The sequence below is a fragment of the Streptomyces sp. NPDC058620 genome, assembly GCF_042717135.1.
GTDB lineage: Bacteria > Actinomycetota > Actinomycetes > Streptomycetales > Streptomycetaceae > Streptomyces.
Genome location: NZ_JBHXQO010000026.1, coordinates 49,431 through 70,240 on the forward strand (window position 1 = coordinate 49,431; position 20,810 = coordinate 70,240).

General features: G+C 73.0%; 11 protein-coding genes. 8 read left to right on the forward strand and 3 right to left on the reverse strand.

Annotated elements, in window-relative coordinates; translation table 11 throughout:
• The first annotated feature begins 127 nt into the window (after positions 1–127).
• From ACFWSK_RS22830 to moeZ, 5 genes are all read left to right on the forward strand, one after another.
• Positions 128–1,927, forward strand: a complete 1,800-nt coding sequence (locus ACFWSK_RS22830; protein ID WP_383789240.1) for a DUF3492 domain-containing protein — start codon at positions 128–130, stop codon at positions 1,925–1,927.
• Between the two features lie 568 nt (positions 1,928–2,495).
• Positions 2,496–3,548: a hypothetical protein gene (locus ACFWSK_RS22835; protein ID WP_383789243.1), complete on the forward strand. Its 1,053-nt coding sequence runs from the start codon at positions 2,496–2,498 to the stop codon at positions 3,546–3,548.
• 147 nt (positions 3,549–3,695) lie between these two features.
• A complete protein-coding gene (locus ACFWSK_RS22840) occupies positions 3,696–4,661 on the forward strand; it encodes an NAD(P)-dependent oxidoreductase (protein ID WP_185298628.1) in 966 nt (321 codons plus the stop codon).
• A complete protein-coding gene (locus ACFWSK_RS22845; protein WP_383789163.1) occupies positions 4,649–5,482 on the forward strand; it encodes a spherulation-specific family 4 protein in 834 nt (277 codons plus the stop codon). The genes ACFWSK_RS22840 and ACFWSK_RS22845 overlap by 13 nt, the downstream gene beginning before the upstream one ends.
• Before the next feature lie 85 nt (positions 5,483–5,567).
• Positions 5,568–6,746 carry an adenylyltransferase/sulfurtransferase MoeZ gene (moeZ, locus tag ACFWSK_RS22850; protein ID WP_383789166.1) on the forward strand — a complete coding sequence of 393 codons (1,179 nt, stop codon included), beginning with the start codon at positions 5,568–5,570 and terminating at the stop codon, positions 6,744–6,746.
• A gap of 67 nt (positions 6,747–6,813) precedes the next feature.
• On the opposite strand, the gene ACFWSK_RS22855 is transcribed toward moeZ, so the two are convergent.
• The 3 genes from ACFWSK_RS22855 to ACFWSK_RS22865 all read right to left on the reverse strand — a co-directional run bounded on the left by ACFWSK_RS22855 (position 6,814) and on the right by ACFWSK_RS22865 (position 12,933).
• Positions 6,814–8,388 carry an alpha/beta hydrolase gene (locus ACFWSK_RS22855; protein ID WP_383789169.1) on the reverse strand — a complete coding sequence of 525 codons (1,575 nt, stop codon included), beginning with the start codon at positions 8,386–8,388 and terminating at the stop codon, positions 6,814–6,816.
• A gap of 101 nt (positions 8,389–8,489) precedes the next feature.
• A complete protein-coding gene (locus ACFWSK_RS22860; protein ID WP_383789172.1) occupies positions 8,490–10,088 on the reverse strand; it encodes an alpha/beta hydrolase in 1,599 nt (532 codons plus the stop codon).
• Positions 10,089–10,176: 88 nt separating this feature from the next.
• Complete coding sequence (locus ACFWSK_RS22865; protein ID WP_383789174.1) at positions 10,177–12,933, reverse strand: lysylphosphatidylglycerol synthase domain-containing protein; 2,757 nt, start codon at positions 12,931–12,933, stop codon at positions 10,177–10,179.
• A 221-nt stretch (positions 12,934–13,154) separates the two neighbouring features.
• Here ACFWSK_RS22865 and ACFWSK_RS22870 point away from each other — a divergent pair, with 221 nt between their 5' ends.
• The 3 genes from ACFWSK_RS22870 to ACFWSK_RS22880 all read left to right on the forward strand — a co-directional run bounded on the left by ACFWSK_RS22870 (position 13,155) and on the right by ACFWSK_RS22880 (position 20,803).
• Positions 13,155–13,565 carry an MGMT family protein gene (locus tag ACFWSK_RS22870; protein WP_383789245.1) on the forward strand — a complete coding sequence of 137 codons (411 nt, stop codon included), beginning with the start codon at positions 13,155–13,157 and terminating at the stop codon, positions 13,563–13,565.
• A 283-nt stretch (positions 13,566–13,848) separates the two neighbouring features.
• Positions 13,849–17,289, forward strand: coding sequence for an ATP-dependent helicase (locus tag ACFWSK_RS22875; RefSeq protein WP_383789177.1), 3,441 nt, complete (start codon positions 13,849–13,851; stop codon positions 17,287–17,289).
• A gap of 55 nt (positions 17,290–17,344) precedes the next feature.
• Entirely contained in the window at positions 17,345–20,803 is a 3,459-nt protein-coding gene (locus tag ACFWSK_RS22880; protein WP_383789180.1) for a UvrD-helicase domain-containing protein, read from the forward strand.
• Positions 20,804–20,810: the final 7 nt, after the last annotated feature.

Consider the following 20,810-nt stretch of genomic DNA (forward strand, 5'->3'; position numbering starts at 1 on the left):
TCCCCCCTTGTTGGGCGCGGCCCCCCACCCGCGGCCCCCCCCCCACCGGCGTATCCGCTTACGGTCGTCCCGCTGCGAGTCGCCAATCCAACGGCGGCCGCCCACAAGGGAGATCGGGGGTGTGCTCGTGCGGATCGGACTGCTCACGGACGGTGGCTATCCGTATGCGACCGGTGAGTCCAGGCTCTGGTGCGACCGGCTGGTGCGCGGGCTTCCCCAGCACGAATTCGACCTCTACGCGCTCAGCCGCTCCGCCCACCAGGAGGAACAGGGCTGGGTCAGGCTTCCGCCCCAGGTCAGCCGGGTGCGTACGGCCCCCCTGTGGACCTCCGACGACGACGCCCTGCGCGGCAGCAGCCACAAGGGGCTGCTGGCCAGGGTCCTCACCGGTGCCGGACGGTCCTTCGGGCGCCGCGAACTCCGGCGCTTCACGGCGCACCTGACGGCGCTCGCCACCACCGTCTGCGCCGCCGACGACAGCGGCACGGGCGCCGCGGCGGACGCCGGAGCGGGCAGCGCGGCCGGCACCCGCTTCACGGAGGCCCTGTACGGGCTCGCCGAACTCGCCCGGGAACGCGGCGGACTGCACACCGCGCTCCGCTCCGAGACCACCATGCGCGTCCTGGAATCGGCGTGCCGGGCACGGGGCACCGGACGCACCGTCCAGACCGCCACCGTGCCCGATCTCCTCACCTTCGCCGCCGAGCTGGAGCGGGTGCTGCGCCCCCTCTCGCTCGACTGGTACGACGGGGAGAGCCTGGGCTCCGTCGACCTCTGCCACGCGGCTTCGGGCGGCGCGGCAGCCCTTCCCGGACTTCTGGCCAAACGCTTCTTCGGAGTGCCGCTGCTGGTCACGGAACACGGCGTGCACCTGCGGGCGCACTACCTCGCCACGCCCGGCGAGCCGTTCACGGCGCCGGTGCGCGCGCTGCTCGCCAACTTCCACGGGCAGCTCGCCGCCGAGGTCTACCGCCAGGCCGCGATCATCACCCCCGGCAACACCCATGTGCGCCGGTGGCAGGAGCGGTGCGGCGCCGACCGCGCCAGACTTCGCACGGTCTACCCGGGCATGGCGGCGGACCGCTTCCGGGGCGTGGGGGAGAGCGACGACAACGGTGGCCCCGACACGCTCGTGTGGGTCGGCCGGATCGAGCCCGCCAAGGACCTCATCGCGCTGCTGCACGCCTTCGCCGAGGTACGCCGGGCCGAACCGGACGCCCGGCTCCGGATCTTCGGCGCGCCGGCGCAGGGGGCCGAGGGTGACGCGTACCTCGCGAGCTGCCGGGCCCTCGCCGCCCAGCTCTTCCCCGACGAGGCCACGGGCGCGCACGCCGTGGGCGACAACCCGGTCTCGTTCGAGGAGATCGGCGGCCCCGACGTCCCCGACCTCGCGGAGGCGTACGCGGCAGGCGGCGTCATCGTCCTGTCCAGCGTCGTCGAAGGCTTCCCCATCAGCCTCGTCGAGGCGATGTTCTGCGGCCGGGCGACCGTCTCCACGGACGTGGGCGCGGTCGTGGAGGTCATCGGGGGCACGGGGCTCGTGGTGCCTCCGCGTAATCCGCGGGCGCTCGCCGACGCCTGCATCGCGCTGCTGCGCGATCCCGAGCGCCGTGCACGCCTCGGCGCGGCGGCGCGCGCCAGGGCGCTCGAACTCTTCACCGTCGAACAGAACCTCGCGGCATTTCGCGGCATTTACCTGGAGCTGATCTCGCGCTCCCCTGCGTGGCGGGAGGCCGACGCGGTGGACGCCTACGGCGGACCGCGCCCTTTCGCCACCCCGCCCGAGGCCCATGTGCTCGGCCACTGGACGGCCACGCAGACCCCCTCCACGGTCACCGCCTGCCCGGGCGCCGCCCGGCTGCCGAGCTGGGCCACCGAGCCCGAGGGCGTGTGCGCCGCCGCCGGGGCGGGGGACGGCGATGGGTGACCACACGACCGGCCATGACCACGGAGGACCCCCGATGGGCCGACGAACGACCGAAGCCCTGGACGCGCCTGCCGCCCCCCGCGCCGACGGGGGCCGGGGCCCCCGCTCGGACGCCCTGCTCCACGCGCCCTCGGACCTGACCGAGATCTCCGTGCCGCCATGGGGTCTGCCGGACCATGCCGTGGAACCGGCTCGGGCCGCCGGGGAAGAAGCCGTACCCGCCGCGGACGGTCCTGTCGCGGAGGGTTCCGCCGCGGACGGTCCCGCGCCGACGGCCCGCGGCGCCGCGGACCAGAGGGACGGCGCGGAAGAGGGAGCCCCGGAAGGCGCCGAGCTTCCCGGAGCGGTCGAACGCCCCGGAGTCGATGCCGATGCCGCCGACGCCCTCGCCGGGAGCCCCGGAGCCGAGCACCCCGCCCTCACGCTCACCCCTGCCTCGGCCCCCGCCCCCGCTCCCGCCCCTGCCCCCGGCCCGGTCGCGCTCCGCCGCGCGCCCGAGGTCGCCCCCGGTGGCTCCGCGCGCAAACCCGCCGCGCGGCGGGGGCCCGCCGACCCCGTGAAGTCGCTCATGCACCGGCACCGCGAACTCTGCGAGCGGGCCGTCGATCCGCTGGAGATCGCCGCAGGTCTTGAGGCCCACGGGCTCACCGACCGAACCGCCGCCCGCTACCGGCACCGTGACGTCTTCTCGCTCGCCGAGGAGCTGTACGCCAGGGTCCCCGGCATCGTGCGCGAACCGGACGCACCGCCGCCCCCGCGCGCCGGGCGCGACACGGAGGCGCGGGCGGGATGGACCCTGCTCGCGCTGCTCCCGGGTGCCGCCTGCCTCGCGACCGTCGGCCTGCTCCGGGCCACCGAAGGGGTACTCGGCGGCGGCGCGCGGTCCGTGGTGACCGGCGCCGGAGCACTCCTCGTCCTCCTCGGGCTGCGGCTCTGTCTGCGCCGGGGGCCCCTGCGCGCCGAGAGCCGTCCCATCGGTGCGGCCACGGTGTACGGCTGCTGGCTCCTCGGCTACGCCATGTACGGCGAGGGGCTGCTGGCCCAGGTCATGAGCGGTGGCCCGGACGGCGGTTGGGCCGGTGACCCCGCCCCCCTGCTCGGCCTCGCACTCGCCGTCGCTCCCGCCGCCTGGTGCGTGCACCTCTTCTCCGTACACGCACACCGCAAACTCGCCGGCAGCCGCGCACTGGAGGAGTTCGGCGCGGGCGTGCGCCCCGTACTCCTCGGGGTCGTGGCGCTCTTCCTCTGCGCCCTCCTCGTCCTGCTCTCCCTCGCCGGCCTCGCCCACGGAACCGGCGGTGTCCCCGCCGCGGCGACCGCGCTCGGGGTCCTGCTTTTCCTGGCCCGCCTGCTCACCGTGCACGGCTTCCCCGAACCGGCCACCACCGGTCTCGCAGCCGCCTGCGCCGTCGAAGTGGCGGCCCCCGCCCTGGTCCTGGCCGGGCGCCTGCCCGGCCTCGACCCGCTCGCCCGCCCCGTCGACGCCGTCGTCGCGGCGGCGGGCACCGGAACCGTACCGACCCTCGCCTGCGGTGCGGCTGCCCTCGGGCTGCTGATCCACGCCGCGGTCGCCCTCTCCAGGGCATCCGCTCATGCCACGGCGCGAGCGGACACGAAGTGACACCGATCCACCGCCCCAGGCCCGTGGAGCCGACGCCGCGGGCCCCCCACACACCGTGTATATCGACATCACCACCAAGGAGAAACCGGACATGACCCGCCAATCCCCCGCACCGGCAGCCCGCCGTCGGCACCCAGGGGGCGCACGATGAGGGTGCTGCTGCTCGGAGCCAACGGATTCCTGGGCCGTTTCGTCGCCGACCGCCTGCTCGCCGACCCGGCCGTCCACCTCACGGCACTCGGCCGGGGTGACGACGCCGACGTGCGGTTCGACCTCGCGGGCGGCAGCCCGGGGGCGCTCACCCGCTTCCTGGACGCCGTCCACCCCGGAGTCGTCGTCAACTGCGCGGGCGCCACCCGCGGCGGCGCCCGCGATCTGACCCGCCACAACACCGTCGCCGTCGCCACCGTCTGCGAGGCCCTGCGCCGGAGCGGCTGCGGCGCCCGGCTCGTCCAGGTCGGCTGCTCCGCCGAATACGGGCCCTCGCAGCCCGGATCGTCGACGGCCGAGGACGCCGTGCCCCGGCCCGGCGGCCCGTACGGGGTCAGCAAGCTCGCCGCCACCGAACTCGTCCTCGGCTCCGACCTCGACGCGGTCGTGCTGCGGGTCTTCTCGCCCGTCGGCCCCGGGACCCCCGCCGGGTCCCCGCTCGGCCGCCTCGCCGAGGCCATGCGCCGGGCCATGCAGTCGGGCGACGGCGAGCTCAAGCTCAGCGGACTCGGCGTGCAGCGCGACTTCGTCGACGTACGCGACGTGGCCCGCGCCGTGCACGCCGCCTCGCTCTCCGCAGCCCAGGGTGTCGTCAACATCGGTACGGGCAGGGCCGTCCGGCTCCGCGACGCCGCCGCCGTCCTCGCCCGGGTCGCCGGCTACGCGGGCGCGCTCCACGAGCTGGACACCCCTCCGTCCAGGCTCCCGATCGGTGCCCCCCGCGCCTCCGTCGAGACCGTCGTCGAACACCTCTCGGCGACCCCGTCCCCCTACCCGGACGGCTGCGGCGCGTGGCAGCAGGCCGACGTCCGCACCGCCCGCGACCGGCTCGGCTGGCGCCCCCGGATCAACCTGGAGGAGTCCCTCGCGGACATCTGGATGGAGGCGGCATGCCGCATCTGACCACCACCGGGACGGCCCGGCGGACCAGTGGCGGCGACCAGCTCGGATTCGGCGTCCCCGGCTACGCGCACCCCTTGCTCGCCCCCACCGAATGGGCCGAACTGACCCGGGCCGGCACCCCGCTGCACTGGGCGGTCCTCAACATCGACAACGGGCCCGGCGCCCGGCCCGACCCGCACTGCCTGGAGGCCGCGGGCCGGCTCCGCAACGCCAGGGAACGGGCCCTGCGCGGCGAGGCACCCGACGACCCCGTCCGCGCCGCCGGGGGCAGGCTGCTCGGCCACCTCGATCTCGCCGGGGGCGACCGGCCCTTCGACGAGATCGTCACCGACGCCCGGTCCTTCGTGAGCTGGTACCGGGTCGGGGGTTTCTACCTGGCCCGGTGCCCCGCCGGGCGCGTCGGGCTCCCGGCGGTCAGGAGGCTCACCAGCACGCTCTCCGCCCTCCTGGCGGACAGCGACAGCGCCGACGGCGGAGGCAGGCTCGTCCTGGGGCACGACACCCACCCGTATCCGGGCTACGCCGAGACGGCCGACCAACTCGTCACCTTCCGGGGGCCGTGGACCGACTACCGCTGGTCGCAGGTGGCGGAGTGGACCGCCGCCTACCCGCCCGGCCGCTTCGCGCACTTCGTGCACGGAGTCCCGCGCACGCACCTCGACGAGGCCATGCGCGTCGCCCGCTGGCAGGGGGCGGGGACGATCTTCTTCACGGACCGGACCGCTCACGTCCAAGAAGGTGGACAAATCGACCCATTCGCGGCGCTGCCCAGTTACTGGGACGAAATCGTCTCGCGGATCGGACCTGGTATCTCGGAATGAGAGGGGGCGTGGCAGTGTTACGGCAAGAACAACCGTACGTAGCTGAAGTACGTAGAAACCGACCACCTGCATTGTTGAGGTTCCTGTGTCGCTGCCCCCCTTGGTCGAGCCAGCTGCTGAGCTCACCGTCGACGAGGTCCGCAGGTACTCCCGCCACCTGATCATCCCGGATGTCGGGATGGACGGACAGAAGCGGCTGAAGAACGCGAAGGTGCTGTGTGTCGGCGCCGGCGGCCTCGGCTCGCCGGCCCTGATGTACCTGGCCGCGGCCGGTGTCGGCACGCTCGGCATCGTGGAGTTCGACGAGGTCGACGAGTCGAACCTGCAGCGCCAGATCATTCACAGCCAGGCCGACATCGGCCGCTCCAAGGCCCAGTCCGCCAAGGACTCGGTGCTGGGCATCAACCCGTACGTGAAGGTCGTCCTCCACGAAGAGCGGCTCGAAGCCGACAACGTGATGGACATCTTCGCCCAGTACGACCTGATCGTGGACGGCACGGACAACTTCGCCACCCGCTATCTCGTCAACGACGCGGCCGTTCTGCTGAACAAGCCGTACGTATGGGGCTCGATCTACCGGTTCGACGGCCAGGCGTCCGTCTTCTGGTCCGAGCACGGTCCCTGCTACCGCTGCCTCTACCCGGAGCCGCCGCCCCCCGGCATGGTTCCCTCCTGCGCCGAGGGCGGTGTCCTGGGCGTGCTCTGCGCGTCCATCGGCTCCATCCAGGTCAACGAGGCCATCAAGCTGCTTGCCGGTATCGGTGACCCGCTCGTCGGCCGGCTGATGATCTACGACGCGCTGGAGATGCAGTACCGCCAGGTGAAGGTCCGCAAGGACCCCAACTGCGCGGTCTGCGGCGAGAACCCGACCGTCACCGAACTCATCGACTACGAAGCCTTCTGCGGCGTCGTGTCCGAAGAGGCCCAGGAGGCGGCGCTCGGCTCCACGATCACTCCCAAGCAGCTCAAGGAGTGGATCGACGGGGACGAGAAGATCGAGATCATCGACGTTCGCGAGCCGAACGAGTACGAGATCGTCTCGATCCCGGGCGCCAGGCTGATCCCGAAGAACGAGTTCCTGATGGGCAACGCCCTCCAGGACCTTCCGCAGGACAAGCGCATCGTCCTGCACTGCAAGACCGGTGTCCGCAGCGCCGAGGTCCTCGCGGTCCTCAAGTCCGCGGGCTTCGCCGACGCCGTGCACGTGGGCGGCGGCGTGATCGGCTGGGTCCACCAGATCGAGCCCGAGAAGCCGGTCTACTAGACCCGCGGCACGAGACAGGGGCCGGTCCGCACATCCGCGGACCGGCCCCTTCTCGTGCGCGTCGCCGCTACGAGCAGGTCTTGCCGTCCGCCGGGACCTTGCCGTCCAGGAAGTAGTCGTCGACCGTCGAGGTCACACACACGCTCTCGCCGTACGCGCCGTGTCCCTCACCCTTGTTGGTGACCATGACGCCGACACCCTCGCCCAGCTCGTCCGCCATCTTCCGCGCGCCCTCGTACGGCGTGGCGGGGTCTCCGGTCGTGCCTATGACGAGGATCGGGCCCGCGCCCGGAGCGCTCGCCTCCGGCGTTTCGTGCTCGCCGTCGACCGGCCACTGCGCACACCAGCCGGCCGTGTCCCAGGCCAGGAACGGTCCGAACACCGGGGACAGCTTCCGGAATTCGGGCAGTAGTGCCCTGGCGTCCGCGGCCGTCGGCCGGGCCTTGGTGTCGGCACAGGAGATGGCACGCTGCGAGTGGCTCTGGGTGTCGTAACCCCCGTCCGCGTCACGGCCGTTGTAGGCGTCGGCGAGCCGGAGCAGCTCGTTGCCCGTGCCGCTCTTCTCGGCCTCGTCCAGCGCCGACGTCAGCGCGGGCCAGCTGCTCTCGGAGTAGAGCGGTGTCACGATGCCCGTGATCGCCAGGGACTCGTTGAGCTTCCGTCCCGAATCGGTCGGCAGGGGCTGTCCGTCGATGCGCTGGAGCAGCCGCGCTATGCGCTCGGTGCCCGCCTTCGGGTCCTGGCCGCGGCCCTTCAGATAGTTCTCCAGAGCCCGCTGGAAACCGGTCGCCTGATTGCGGGCGTGCCCCACCGAGTCCGCCGTCGGGTCGACGACCGCGTCCAGGACGGTGCGTCCCACGTTCTCGGGGAAGAGGTGGGCGTACGTCGCGCCCAGCTCCGTACCGTAGGAGATGCCGAAATAGGAGAGCTTGCCGTCGCCGAGGACGTGACGGATCAGGTCCATGTCCCGGGCCGCGTCCGACGTACCGACGTGCGGGAGGAGGGTGCCGGAGCGGCGTTCGCAGCCCGCTCCGAAGGCCGCGCCGTCCTTGACGAAGGCGGCCTCCTCCGCCGGGGTGTCCGGCGTCATGTCGACCGTACGGTGGGTGGTTTCCTGCTCCCCGTCGGTGCGGCACCTGACCCCGGAGCTCGCGGCGACCCCGCGCGGGTCGAAGCCCACCAGGTCGTAACGGGAGTTGAGCTTCTCGTACGAGGAGGCGGCGCGCGGCAGGAAGTCGACGCCCGAACCACCTGGCCCGCCGAAGTTGAAGAGCATCGAACCGAGCCGCCGGCCCTCGTCCCGGGCCTCCTTGCGGATCAGCGCGATGCCTATCGTCTCGCCGGCCGGCTTCGCGTAGTCCAGCGGCACGTCGACGGTGGCGCACCGCCAGCCGGAGCCGGGGTCCGTGCCGCCCTGGGGGGCCTTGCAGCGCTTCCAGTCCGGGCGCTGGGAGGTGAGGGCCGCGGGCAGCCCGGGTGAGCCCGGCTCACCCTCGGCGGTGGCCGACGGCGTTCGCCGGTCGGGGGGCGGCTCCGACGCCTCCGGTTCCGGGCCGGCATCGCATCCCGTGAGCACCCCCGTCACCAGCAGCGCCGCCCCGGCCAGGATGGCGGCCCGCCGAATCCGTCCGTGTACGCCCATGATGCGTTCCCTCCCCGATGCCCGAAGGCGTGGGAACGCGCGCCGGGCGGTACAGATGTGCGGCCATGCTAATCGCCGCCTCCGACAGCCCGGCCGGCCGCTCAGCCGCAGACGGTGCCCGTCGCGGGGACCTTGCCGTTCAGCAGGTAGCCGTCCACGGCCTTCTGCACACAGGCGTTGCCGCTGTTGTACGCGCCGTGCCCCTCGCCCTTGTAGGTGAGCTCGATCCCGACGCCCTTGCCCAGCTCCTCGGCCATCGCCCTCGCCCCCTCGTACGGGGTCGCCGGGTCACCGGTGTTGCCGATGACGAGGATCGGGGCGGCTCCCGGGGCGCTGACGTCCGGGGTGTCCCAGGCACCCGTGACGGGCCAGCCGGCGCAGCCCATCAGTCCCCAGCCCAGGTAGTCGCCGAAGACGGGCGATGCCTCGCGGAATTCGGGGAGCGCCGCCTTGGTCTGCGCGAGTGTGAACCGTGCCTTGGAGTCGGCGCAGTTGATCGCGGCGTTGGCCGCGTTGGAGTTGTCGTAACGGCCCTCCTCGGAGCGTCCGTTCAGTGAGTCGGCCAGCGCCAGGAGCAGCCCGCCGTTGCCGCCCTCCGCCTCGTCGAGGCCCTGTTCGAGCAGCGGCCAGGTCTCCTGGGAGTACAGGGAGGACGCGATGCCGGTGGTGGCCTGGGTCTGCGTCAGCTGCCGCCCGCCGAGCCCCTCGACGGGCTCCTCGTCCAACTGGTCGAGGAGGTCGGAGATCCACTGCTCGACCTCCTTCCCCGTGGAGCCGGGAAGCGCGCAGTCGTCGCGCTCCGCGCAGTCCGCGGTGAAGTTGTCCAGGGCGAGCTGGAAGCCCTCGGCCTGGCCGAGCGAGGACTGCCGGGCGCTCTCGGTCGGATCGACCACCGCGTCCAGGACCGCCCTGCCGACCTTCTCGGGGAACAGATGGGCGTAGACGCCGCCCAGTTCGGTGCCGTACGAGATGCCGAAGTAGTACAGCTTGTCGTCGCCGAGCACCTCGCGCATCAGGTCCATGTCGCGGGCGGCGTTCGTCGTGCCCACGTAGGGCAGTTCGGAGCCCGAGTTCTTCTCGCAGTCGGCGACGTACGACTTCAGGCCGTCGGTGTACGTCTTCTCCTCGGCCTCGTCGTCCGGGGTGGCGTCCTCGGCGTAGAGCTCGTCGAGCCGGGCGTCGTCGGAGCACTCGACGCCCTCGCTGCGGCCGACCCCGCGCGGGTCGAAGCTGATTAGGTCGTAGCGGGTCCTGAGCTTGTCGTAGTCCGTGCCGAAGGAGGGCAGGGTGGCCACCCCGGAGGCTCCCGGGCCACCGAAGTTGAAGATGAGGGAGCCGATCCGCTTGTCCTGGTTCCGGGCCTTGGCCCGCACGAGCGCCAGCTCGATCGTCTTGCCTTCCGGCTTCGCGTAGTCGAGCGGGACGTCCATGAACGTGCACTCCCAGACCGATCCGCCGGGCAGCGGCGAGGGCGAGCCGCCACCGCCCTGGGCCTCGTTCGGGGCCGGACACGGCTTCCAGTCGAGCTTCTGGGAGGACAGCTCGTCCGCCGTCGACGCGGGGGAGGCGGTCGAGGCCGGTGAGGGCTTCGAAGGCTCCGCACTGTCGCCGTCCCCGCTGTCCGAACACGCGGCCAGCGGCAGCAGCACGGTGGCGGTGGCGGCGAGGGCGGCGGCACGAAGGGCAGGGGAAGTCCTCATGAGCCCATCGTGCTGCGGCGCGCGGGGGAGCGCGCGGGGCGCGGTCCAAGCGGGTGGTGGCGGCCGCTGCCGCCCCGCGCGCCTCTCCTCAGAGCTCGCCCTTGCGGGTCAGCTGGTTGAAGCAGATCCAGCCGGGAAGCACCGGCAGCCACAGCGTCATCACGCGGTACAGCAGCACGGCGGGCGCCGCGACCTCCGACGGCAGACCCACCGCGATCAGGCCCAGGGTCAGCGCGGTCTCGACCGCTCCCATACCGCCCGGGGTCGGCGCCGCCGAGCCCAGCGCGTTGCCCGCGAGGAAGACCACCGCGATGCTCGCGTAGCTGAGCTGGGGCACGTCCGGGCCGCTGAAGGCCCGGATCGACGCGTCCAGACAGAGCACGAAGAGGCCGGTCAGCAGCAGCATGCCGCCGATACCGGTGAGCAGTTTCTGCGGGCGCTGCACCACGTCGAGCATGCGCGGGACGACTCCGGCGAACAGCGAGCGCACCCGGGTCACCACGAACTTCCGCAGGAACGGGATCGCGGTCACCACCAGCACCAGCACCGCGACCGTGAGCAGCCCGGCGATCACCGTCCGGGACGGGGTGAGCGAGTCCGGGGTCCTCTCCGTACCCGTCAGATAGCCGAACAGGGCCAGCAGCAGGATGTGGCAGCCGAGACCGAAGAGCTGGGAGGCACCGACACTCGCGACGGCGAGGCCGGGGCGCACTCCGGCGCGTTGCAGGAAGCGCGTGTTCAGTGCCACCCCGCCGACCGCGGCCGGGGCGACGATCTTCACGAACGACCCCGCGACCTGCGCCACCACGGTCTTGCCGAAGGGCACCCGCTCCGGCACGAAGCCCAGCAGGCTCATCGCGGCGGCGATGTAGCTGAGGGCCGAGAAGCCCAGCGCGGCGGCGACCCAGCCCCATTCGGCCTGTTCGACGACCGTGCCGAAGTCGGCCTCGGTGACCTGCGAGATCAGGAAGTACGCGGCGATCGAACCGGCGATGAAGCTGAACAGGGTGCGCGGCTTGATGCGTTCCAGCCGGACCGGTTCGACCGGTGCCTGCGGCCGGATCAGCAGCACCTCGCGGCGGATCTGCGCGAGCAGGTCCTCCTCGCGGGCCTCGTCGATCGCCTCGTCGATCGCCCGCTTCTCCGCCTGCTTCTCGGTACGCAGGGACTTCCGCGCGGACTTGCGGTCGCCGCTGCCCCCCGCTTCGGCCTCGGGTTCCTTGGCGTGCTTGGCCGCCTGCGAAGCCTCCAGCACGGCCTCGCGCTCGCGCTGCGAACGCTCCCGGGCGATCCTGCGCAGCGTGGCCCGGGTGGAGCGGCTGAGCGCGATCGGCTGGAGGAGCGGCAGCGAGTCGGCGACGGCGTCCGGGCCGAGCACGGCGAGCGCACCGGCCACGGCCCTCTCCGCACCCACCCGCAGGCCGGTGGTGGTGAGCAGCTGGGCGACGTCCATCCGCAGGACGAGGTCACCGGCCGCGATCTCGCCGCCGCGCAGATCGGTGACGAACACCGTGCCGGAACGATCCACCAGAATCGCGTCGCCGGTGAGCCTGCGGTGGGCGATCCGCCGCGACTGGAGGGCCTTCACCTGCCGCCAGGCGCCGCGTACGAGGTCGTCGGTGATCTCCTCATCCGTCATCGCGTCCAGCGAGCGCCCGCCGATGTGCTCGTACACGAGCATCACCGCGTCGGGGCCCAGCTCGGAGGTGGCGATCAGTTTGGGTGCGTTGGCCCCGGCGGCGATCGCCGCGTACGCGAGCAGTGCCTCCTGCTCCAGGGCCTGCCGCAGCGACTGGATGGAGCGGCGCTGGGTGATGCCGCGCAGGGTGAGTCTGCGCCAGGCCCGGTAGAAGAACCCCTGGGCCTGCTGTTCACGGTCGACGACCGTCACGTCCAGAGGTGGCCCGTCCTCCAGAGTGACCAGATACCGGCGGCCGCGGTCGTTGTGGTCGGCGTTGTCGGGGGCGTCGTCGGCGCGCATCGCCGCGACCGGGCGGAACCCGACGTGGCGCAGGCCGGCCATCAGATGCTGGCCGGTCGGGCGGACGTTGGGCGAGCCGACCGCGTACACCGTCCCGTACGCCACGGTCCAGCCGATCAGCACGGTGAGGATGATCGAGAACGGGGTGGTGTAGCCGCCCACCAGCATCGCGAACGCGTCCAGGAGCAGCACCACCCACAGCACGACCCGCCAGCGCGGCCTCCGGGCCATCCCGACCGCCGTCATATAGGCGATGACGGGGGCGAGATAGCCGTGCACCGGATCGGTGAGCGCGTCCCCGGGCTGGGGCTGGGTCAGGGCGTCCTGGATGGTGCCGGGGGCGGACCGGGCCACCCAGAGGTCGGTGGCGAGGGTGACGCCGTGGGCGAGCACGGCGGCGAGCACACCGTCCGCGATGCGCAGCCCGTCACGTTTGACGAGGCGCTCGATGGCGAAGGCGACGGGCACGAGCAGCACGGCGATGCTGGAGACCAGTCCGGCGAGCTTGATCAGCAGGTCGGGGGCCTGGTCCGTGCCCTTGGTGATGTCGTCCTCGAGCCCTGTGGTGGTGCCCTGGGCGAACGCGGCGATGGAGAACAGCACGACGATCGCGAGGACGCCGATGAGGAGCCGCATGAGGTCGGCGGGGCGGTGCACCCGGGCGGGCAGCAGCGGTTCGTCGCCGGAGACGCGGTCGGTCAGCTCGTCGCCCGCGGTCGAGAGCGTCGACCCGGTGAGGTCGCCGGTTTCGTGCTCCGGAACGTCCGAAGCGGGCCCGGGAGTGGCTGATGCGTGCCCCTGGGTCTCCGACGCGTCCGGGTGGGACTCGGCATCAGAGGCGCCCGCCGCCTTCGGTGCCTGCACGCCCTGCTCCTTCGTCGCCTCTGATTGGTCTTCGTGTTCTCGTATCACCGGTCACCGCCCGCATGATGGTGGCACGGCCTGCGGACAGAGGGGGGCATCAGGGTGCATCGCATGGGCGCGCGAAGCGCAAGATACGCCCCTTTGCTCGCACGCGCACGCGCTGTGACCGAGAGAACACGATCATGGACGCGCTGTCGGTGGCGTACGGCAGGATGTGCCGGATGAGCGAGAACGGGACGAGCGGTGGTGGCGCGGAGCCGATCGGCCCGGCCCTGCCGGAGTACGCGGAGCGGGTCCTGGACGTCGCCGACCTGATCCCGCCCGGCCGCGTCATGACGTACGGGGACGTCGCGGAGTGGCTCGGTGAGGGCGGGCCGCGGCAGGTCGGCCGGGTGATGGCGCTTTACGGCTCCGCGGCGCCCTGGTGGCGGGTCGTGCGGGCCGACGGGGCGCTGCTGCCCGGCCACGAACTGCGGGCCCTGGACCACTACCGCGAGGAGAGCACCCCGCTGCGTGAGGCGCCGCGCAACGCGGACGGGCACCTTCCGCGCCTCGACATGAAGCGTGCGAGGTGGGACGGCGGCACAGGCGCGGCCAGTGCCGGCGACGAGGGCGAGGAAGCTCACATCTGACAGTTTCGGCCATCCGCCCGTCCCGCGGGCGGCGCCGGGCCCACAACGGGCGCGCGTCGGGTCCACGCCGCCGCGCGCGGTCCCGGCCGGCCGGACACGTGACGAGGGACGCGACGGACCCGCTGCGTCCCGGGCCGCGGCTGGCGTAGCGTCGTTCACGCGCGGCACACTCCGCCCCCTCGGCGCACCGGTGCGCGGAACCATCCGTGAACCCCGCGTCACCGGATCACCAGCACCCGAAACACCCGTACACCGAGTACACCCACCAGGACCGGCGACCCACGTGAGCTCCTCCTCTTCCACCCGGCACAGTCCGCACCGCCAGGCCAGGCGGGGGACCCCGGGCGCGTACCGACTGGTCCGCACCCCACCGGGCACGGTGCGCCCCCCTCTTCTGGACGCGGGGCAGCGCGCCGTGGTTGACCACCGGGGAGGGCCGCTCCTGGTGCTCGCGGGACCCGGCACGGGCAAGACGACGACCCTCGTCGAGGCGGTCGCGGCGAAGGTGTCCGACGGGACCGATCCGGCACGCATCCTCGTCCTCACCTTCAGCCGCAAGGCCGCGGTGGAGCTCCGCGACCGGATGGCGGCCCGTCTCGGCGCCGCCCGGGGGCCGCAGGCGACCACCTTCCACTCCTACTGTTACGCACTGGTCCGCGCCCACCAGGACGCCGACCTGTTCGCCGACCCGCTGCGCCTGCTCTCGGGCCCGGAGCAGGACGTGACCGTCCGTGAGCTGCTCGCCGGCCAGGTCGACCTGGAGGGCCAGGGCCTCGCCCATGTCCGCTGGCCCGACGAACTGCGGGCCTGCCTGACCACGCGCGGCTTCGCCGACGAGGTCCGGGCGGTGCTGGCGCGCAGCCGGGAGCTGGGTCTCGGCCCGGACGCCCTGGGCGCCTTCGCCCGGCGCACAGGCCGTCCCGACTGGAGCGCCGCCGCGCAGTTCCTCGCCGAGTACCTGGACGTCCTGGACGCCCAGGGAGTCCTGGACTACGCGGAGCTGGTCCACCGGGCGGTGCTGCTCGCGGAGCGGCCCGAGGTGTCGGCACTGCTCGCGGAGCGGTACGACGCGGTGTTCGTCGACGAGTACCAGGACACGGACCCGTCGCAGGTAAGGCTGCTGCGCGCGCTGGCCGGGAACCGGGGAAGCCTGCCGGGGGCCGGCGGCGGGCGGACCCTGGTCGCGTTCGGCGACCCGGACCAGTCGATCTACACGTTCCGCGGCGCCGACGTGAACGGCATCCTCGACTTCCCGGACGCCTTCCCGCGTGCCGACGGAGCACCCGCGCCCGTCGCCGTCCTCACCACCTCGCGCCGCTCGGGGGCCGGGCTGCTCGCCGCGACCCGGCTGCTCACCCGCCGGATGCCGCTCACCCGGCTGCCTTCGGAGAAGGTGCGCGCCCATCGCGAGCTCACGGCGGCCCGGGAGGGCGGCCGGGTCGAGACGTACACCTATCCGACCGCGTCGGCGGAGCTCGACAACATCGCGGACCTGCTGCGCCGGGCGCACCTGGAGGACGGGGTGCCGTGGAACGAGATGGCGGTGCTGGTGCGGGCCGGAGGCCGCTCCATCCCCTCCGTGCGCCGCGCCCTCACCTCCGCGGGCGTGCCCCTGGAGGTGGCCGGTGACGATCTCCCCCTGCGCCACGAACCCGCGGTCGCGCCGCTGCTGACCGCGCTCCGCACGATCGCCACGGCAGCCCTGAACGGGACGGCGGCTGCTTCCACGGCGGCTGCTTCCACGGCGGCTGCTTCCACGGCGCCCGACTCCACGGCGCCTGCTTCCACGGCGTCCGCCTCCTCGGAGGAGGAAGAGGCGACGGACACCGCGACCGCCGCCGACGCACTGTCCTGGCTCGATACCGAGACCGCCCTCACCCTCCTCACGTCCCCCCTCGGCTCCATGGACGCCGCCGACCTGCGCCGCCTCGGCCGCGCACTGCGGGACGAGGAGCGCGCCGCGGGCAACCGCGTACCGCCGCCCTCCGGCGAACTGCTGGCCCGGGCACTCGCCGAACCCGAACGCCTCGTCGCGCACGACCCCTCGTACGCCCGTGGTGCCCAGCGCCTGGGCGCCCTCCTGCGCAAGGCACGTGAACTCCTCGAAGGCGGCGGCACCGCCGAAGAGGCCCTCTGGGTGCTCTGGGACGGCACCCCGTGGCCCGGCCGGCTCGAACGGTCCGCCCTGCGCGGCGGCCCCGCCGGCCGCAACGCGGACCGGGACCTCGACGCCGTCTGCGCCCTCTTCGACACCGCGGCCCGTGCCGAGGAGCGCACCGGCGGGCGCGGCGCGCTCAACTTCCTGGAGGAGATCGACGCCCAGGACATCGCCGCCGACACCCTCTCCAAGCGCGTGGTGCGGCCCGACGCCGTACGCCTGATGACAGCGCACCGCTCCAAGGGCCTGGAGTGGCGACTCGTCGTCGTCACCGGCGTGCAGGAGGGCCTCTGGCCCGACCTGCGGCGCCGTGGATCACTCCTGGAAGCCGACCGGATCGGCCGCGACGGCCTCGCCGAACCACTCACCCCGGGTGCGCTCCTCGCCGAGGAGCGCAGGCTCTTCTACGTCGCGGCGACCCGCGCGCGGGACCGTCTCGTCGTCACCGCCGTCAAGGCCCCGGCCGACGACGGCGACCAGCCGTCGCGCTTCCTCACCGAGCTCGGTGTCGAGCCCCGGGACGTCGCCGGCCGCCCCCGCCGCCCCCTGGCCGTCGCCGCGCTCGTCGCCGAGCTGCGGGCCACCACCGTCGACCCCGCCGCCTCCGACACCCTGCGCGAGGCCGCCGCCCACCGGCTCGCCCGCCTGGCCGCGCTGACCGACGAGGAGGGCCAGCCGCTCGTTCCGGCAGCTCACCCGTACCGCTGGTGGGGCCTGGACGAACCGACCCGCTCGGCCGTCCCGCTGCGTGACCGCGACCACCCCGTCGCCCTGTCCGGCAGCGCGCTCGACCAGCTGGCCAACACCTGCGCGCTCCAGTGGTTCCTGGGCCGCGAGGTGAAGGCCGACGCCCCGGCGACCGCCGCACAGGGCTTCGGCAACGTCGTCCACGTCCTGGCGGACGAGGTCGCCTCCGGCCGGACCCCCGCCGACCTGGACGTTCTGATGGAGCGCCTGGACTCCGTCTGGAACGGGCTGGCCTTCGACGCGCCCTGGAAGTCCCAGCAGGAGAAGGACCACGCGCGCGCCGCACTCGAACGCTTCCTGCGCTGGCACGTCATGGACCGCACCGGCCGCACCCCCGTCGCGAGCGAACACGATTTCGATGTGACGCTCGAAGCGGGGGAGTACGCGGTACGCATCCGGGGCTCCATGGACCGCGTCGAACAGGACGCCGACGGCCGCGCCTACGTCGTCGACTTCAAGACCGGAAAGGCATCGCCGACCAGGGACGAGGTGGCCGCCCACCCCCAGCTCGCCGTGTACCAGCTGGCTGTCAGGGAAGGCGCCGTCGACGAGGTCTTCGACGGACACCGGCCCGAGTCCGGCGGCGCCGAGCTCGTACAGCTGCGCCAGCCCGCCCCCAAGAAGGAGGGCGGCGACGCCCTTCCCCGCGTACAGGCCCAGGAACCCCTGTCCGGCGAGTGGGTCTCCGATCTGCTGGCGACGGCCGCGGGACGGGTCCTGGACGAACGGTTCACCCCCACGACCGGCCAGCACTGCACACACTGCACGTTCCGTGCCTCGTGCAGCGCGCAGCCGGAGGGCCGTCAGGTCGTGGACTGAGCGGACCCAGGGCACTCGCCGCACGTTGTCAGTGGGTCCGGTTAGCCTCTCTGGAGTGTCCTCACGTATCAGCGATCCCGAGGAGCTCAAGGAGCTGCTCGGGATTCCGTTCACCCCGGAGCAGACGGCCTGCATCACCGCGCCGCCCGCCCCGCAGGTGATCGTGGCCGGAGCCGGGTCCGGGAAGACCACGGTGATGGCGGCGCGGGTGGTCTGGCTGGTCGGCACCGGACAGGTCGCCCCCGAGCAGGTTCTCGGACTCACCTTCACGAACAAGGCGGCGGGCGAGCTCGCCGAGCGGGTCCGCAAGGCCCTGGTGGCCGCCGGAGTCACCGACCCGGACGTCATCGACCCGGACAACCCCCCGGGCGAACCGAGCATCTCGACGTACCACGCGTTCGCCGGCCGCCTGCTGACCGAGCACGGGCTGCGCATCGGTCTCGAACCCACCACCCGCCTCCTCGCCGACGCCACCCGCTATCAGCTCGCCGCCCGCGTGCTGCGCGGGGCCCCGGGCCCCTATCCGGCGCTGACCAGATCGTTCCCCACCCTGGTGAGCGATCTGCTGGCGCTCGACGCCGAGCTCGCCGAACACCTCGTACGCCCCGAGCAGCTCGCGGAGTACGACACCGAGCTGCTCCGGACCCTCGAAACGGCCAAGCTCAGCAACGCCGAACTGCGCAAGCTCCCGGAGACCGCAGAGGCCCGCAGGGAGCTGCTCGGCCTGACCATGCGCTACCGGGCCGCCAAGCGCAGCCGTGATCTCCTCGACTTCGGTGACCAGATCGCGCTCTCCGCCGAGCTGGCCCTCACCCGGCCCGAGGTCGGCGCCATCCTGCGCGACGAGTTCCGGGTCGTCCTGCTCGACGAGTACCAGGACACGTCCGTCGCCCAGCGGCTCCTCCTCTCCGCCCTGTTCGGCGGGCACGAGGCGGGCGCGGCGGGCCACGCCGTGACCGCGGTCGGCGACCCCTGCCAGGCGATCTACGGCTGGCGCGGAGCCTCCGTCGCCAACCTCGACGACTTCCCGGTGCACTTCCCGCACGCCGACGGCACCCCCGCCACCCGCTACTCGCTCAGCGAGAACCGGCGCAGTGGCGGCCGTCTCCTCCACCTGGCCAACGGCCTCGCCGATCCGCTGCGCGCCATGCACGAGGGCGTCGAGGCGCTGCGCCCCGCCCCCGGCGCCGAACACGACGGCACCGTCCGCTGCGCCCTGCTCCGTACCCACACGGAGGAGATCGCGTGGCTCGCCGACTCGATCGCCCATCTCGTGGCGACGGGCAGGGCACCCGGGGAGATCGCCGTCCTGTGCCGCACCGCGGGCGACTTCGCCGAGATCCAGGCCGCGCTGGTGAACCGCGACATCCCCGTCGAGGTCGTCGGCCTGTCCGGGCTGCTGCACCTTCCCGAGGTCGCCGACCTCGTCGCCGTCTGCGAAGTCCTTCAGGACCCGGGGGCCAACGCCTCCCTGGTCCGGCTGCTCACCGGACCGCGGTGGCGGATCGGCCCCCGCGACCTCGCCCTCCTCGGCCGCCGGGCCCGCCTCCTCGTGCACCGTGCCTCCCACGACGACGAGGACGCCGACCCCGACCGCCGGCTCGCCGAGGCCGTCGAGGGCATCGACCCCGCCGAAGTGATCTCCCTCGCCGACGCCCTCGACACGTTCCTGGAATCGGGCGGTACCGAGGACGACGGCCTGCCGTTCTCCGCCGAGGCCCGCATCCGTTTCGCCCGGCTCGCCGCCGAACTGCGCGACCTGCGCCGCTCCCTGGCCGACCCCCTCATGGACGTGCTGCACCGCGTCCTCGCCACCACCGGCCTGGAGGTCGAACTCTCCGCGTCACCGCAGGCCCTGGCGGCCCGCCGCAGGGAGACCCTGAGCAACTTCCTGGACATAGCGGCAGGCTTCGCCTCGGTCGACGGCGAAGCAACGCTCCTCGCCTTCCTCGGCTACCTGCGCACCGCCGCACAGTACGAGAAAGGGCTGGACAACGCCCTGCCGGGCGGTGAGAACACCGTCAAGGTCCTCACCGCGCACAAGTCCAAGGGCCTCGAATGGGACGTCGTCGCGGTGCCCGGGCTGGTCACGGGCCAGTTCCCGAGCGGCCAGACCCGGGACTCCTGGACCTCCCAGTCCAAGGTCCTGCCGCACGCCCTGCGCGGTGACACGGCCACGCTCCCGGTGGTGCACTCCTGGGACGCCAAGGGACTCAAGGCGTTCAAGGAGGAGATGAAGGAGCATCAGCGGACCGAGGAGCTCCGCCTCGGGTACGTCACCTTCACGCGCCCGCGCACGCTGCTGCTCGGCTCCGGCCACTGGTGGGGGCCGTCCCAGAAGAAGACGCGCGGTCCGTCCGACTTCCTGGACGCGCTGTACGAGCACTGCGCCGCCGGGTACGGCGAGATCGAGGTCTGGGCCGACGAACCGGCCGAGGACGAGGAGAATCCCGCCCTCCAGGAGAAGGACGCCGACCAGGCGTGGCCGCTGCCGCTGGACGAGGCGGCGACGGCCCGCCGCCGCGCGGCCAGGGACACGGTGCTGGCCCACCTGGAAGCACTGGCCGCCGCCGGCCCCGTACCTGACGTGTACGACGCCTCCGGCGAGGCGGACACTCCGTACGAACCTCCCTACGACGCCCTGTACGACGACCCGTTCCCGGACGGCGAGCCGTACCCGGACGAGGCCGCCGACTGGGACGCCCTCGCCGCCGAACCGCCCACAGCCCTCGCACCGGCGCCCCTCTCGGCACCGGAAGTCCCGCACGTCCCGGGGGCCCGGGCCCCCGTGGACCCCGCCCGTATCCCCCTCCCCACCCCGGAGGAGTCCCGCACCCTCGCCTCCTGGGACCGCGATCTCGAAGCACTCGCCGGGGAACTGCGCCGTGCCCGCGCCACCGTGCGCGACGTGGTCGTCCCCGCCTCCCTCTCCGCCACCCAGCTGCTGCGTCTCGCCGAGGACCCGCACGGCTTCGCCCAGGAGCTGGCCCGCCCCATGCCGCGCCCGCCCCAGCCCGCCGCCCGCAGGGGCACGCGCTTCCACGCCTGGGTGGAGTCACGCTACGAGGAGCTCCCGCTGCCAATGCTCGGCCCCGACGAGCTCCCCGGCGGCGACGGGAGCGACGCCGAGATCGCCGACGAGCAGGACCTCGCGGAGCTCAAGGAGGCGTTCGAGCGCACGGAGTACGCCCGCCGCACCCCGTACCGCGTCGAGACACCCTTCCAGACAAGCCTCGCGGGCCGGGTCATCCGGGGCCGGATCGACGCCGTATACCGCACGGGTGACACGTACGAGATCGTCGACTGGAAGACCAGCCGCAACAGGACCGCCGACCCGCTCCAGCTCGCCGTCTACCGCCTCGCCTGGGCGGAGCTCCACGAGCTGCCGCTCGACTCGGTCACGGCCACCTTCCTCTACGTACGCAGCGGAGAGACCGTCCACCCCACGAACCTGCCGGGCCGCGCGGAGCTGGAGCGCATCCTGCTGGACGAGCCACCCCCGCCGGGCCGATAGGCTCACG

Coding starts and splice junctions, on each gene's coding strand:
- ACFWSK_RS22835 (WP_383789243.1), top strand. CDS start 2,496: ATGCACCGGCACCGCGAACTCTGCGAGCGGGCCGTCGATCCGCTGGAG.
- ACFWSK_RS22840 (WP_185298628.1), top strand. CDS start 3,696: ATGAGGGTGCTGCTGCTCGGAGCCAACGGATTCCTGGGCCGTTTCGTC.
- ACFWSK_RS22845 (WP_383789163.1), top strand. CDS start 4,649: ATGCCGCATCTGACCACCACCGGGACGGCCCGGCGGACCAGTGGCGGC.
- ACFWSK_RS22855 (WP_383789169.1), bottom strand. CDS start 8,388: ATGGGCGTACACGGACGGATTCGGCGGGCCGCCATCCTGGCCGGGGCG.
- ACFWSK_RS22860 (WP_383789172.1), bottom strand. CDS start 10,088: ATGAGGACTTCCCCTGCCCTTCGTGCCGCCGCCCTCGCCGCCACCGCC.
- ACFWSK_RS22870 (WP_383789245.1), top strand. CDS start 13,155: ATGAGCGAGAACGGGACGAGCGGTGGTGGCGCGGAGCCGATCGGCCCG.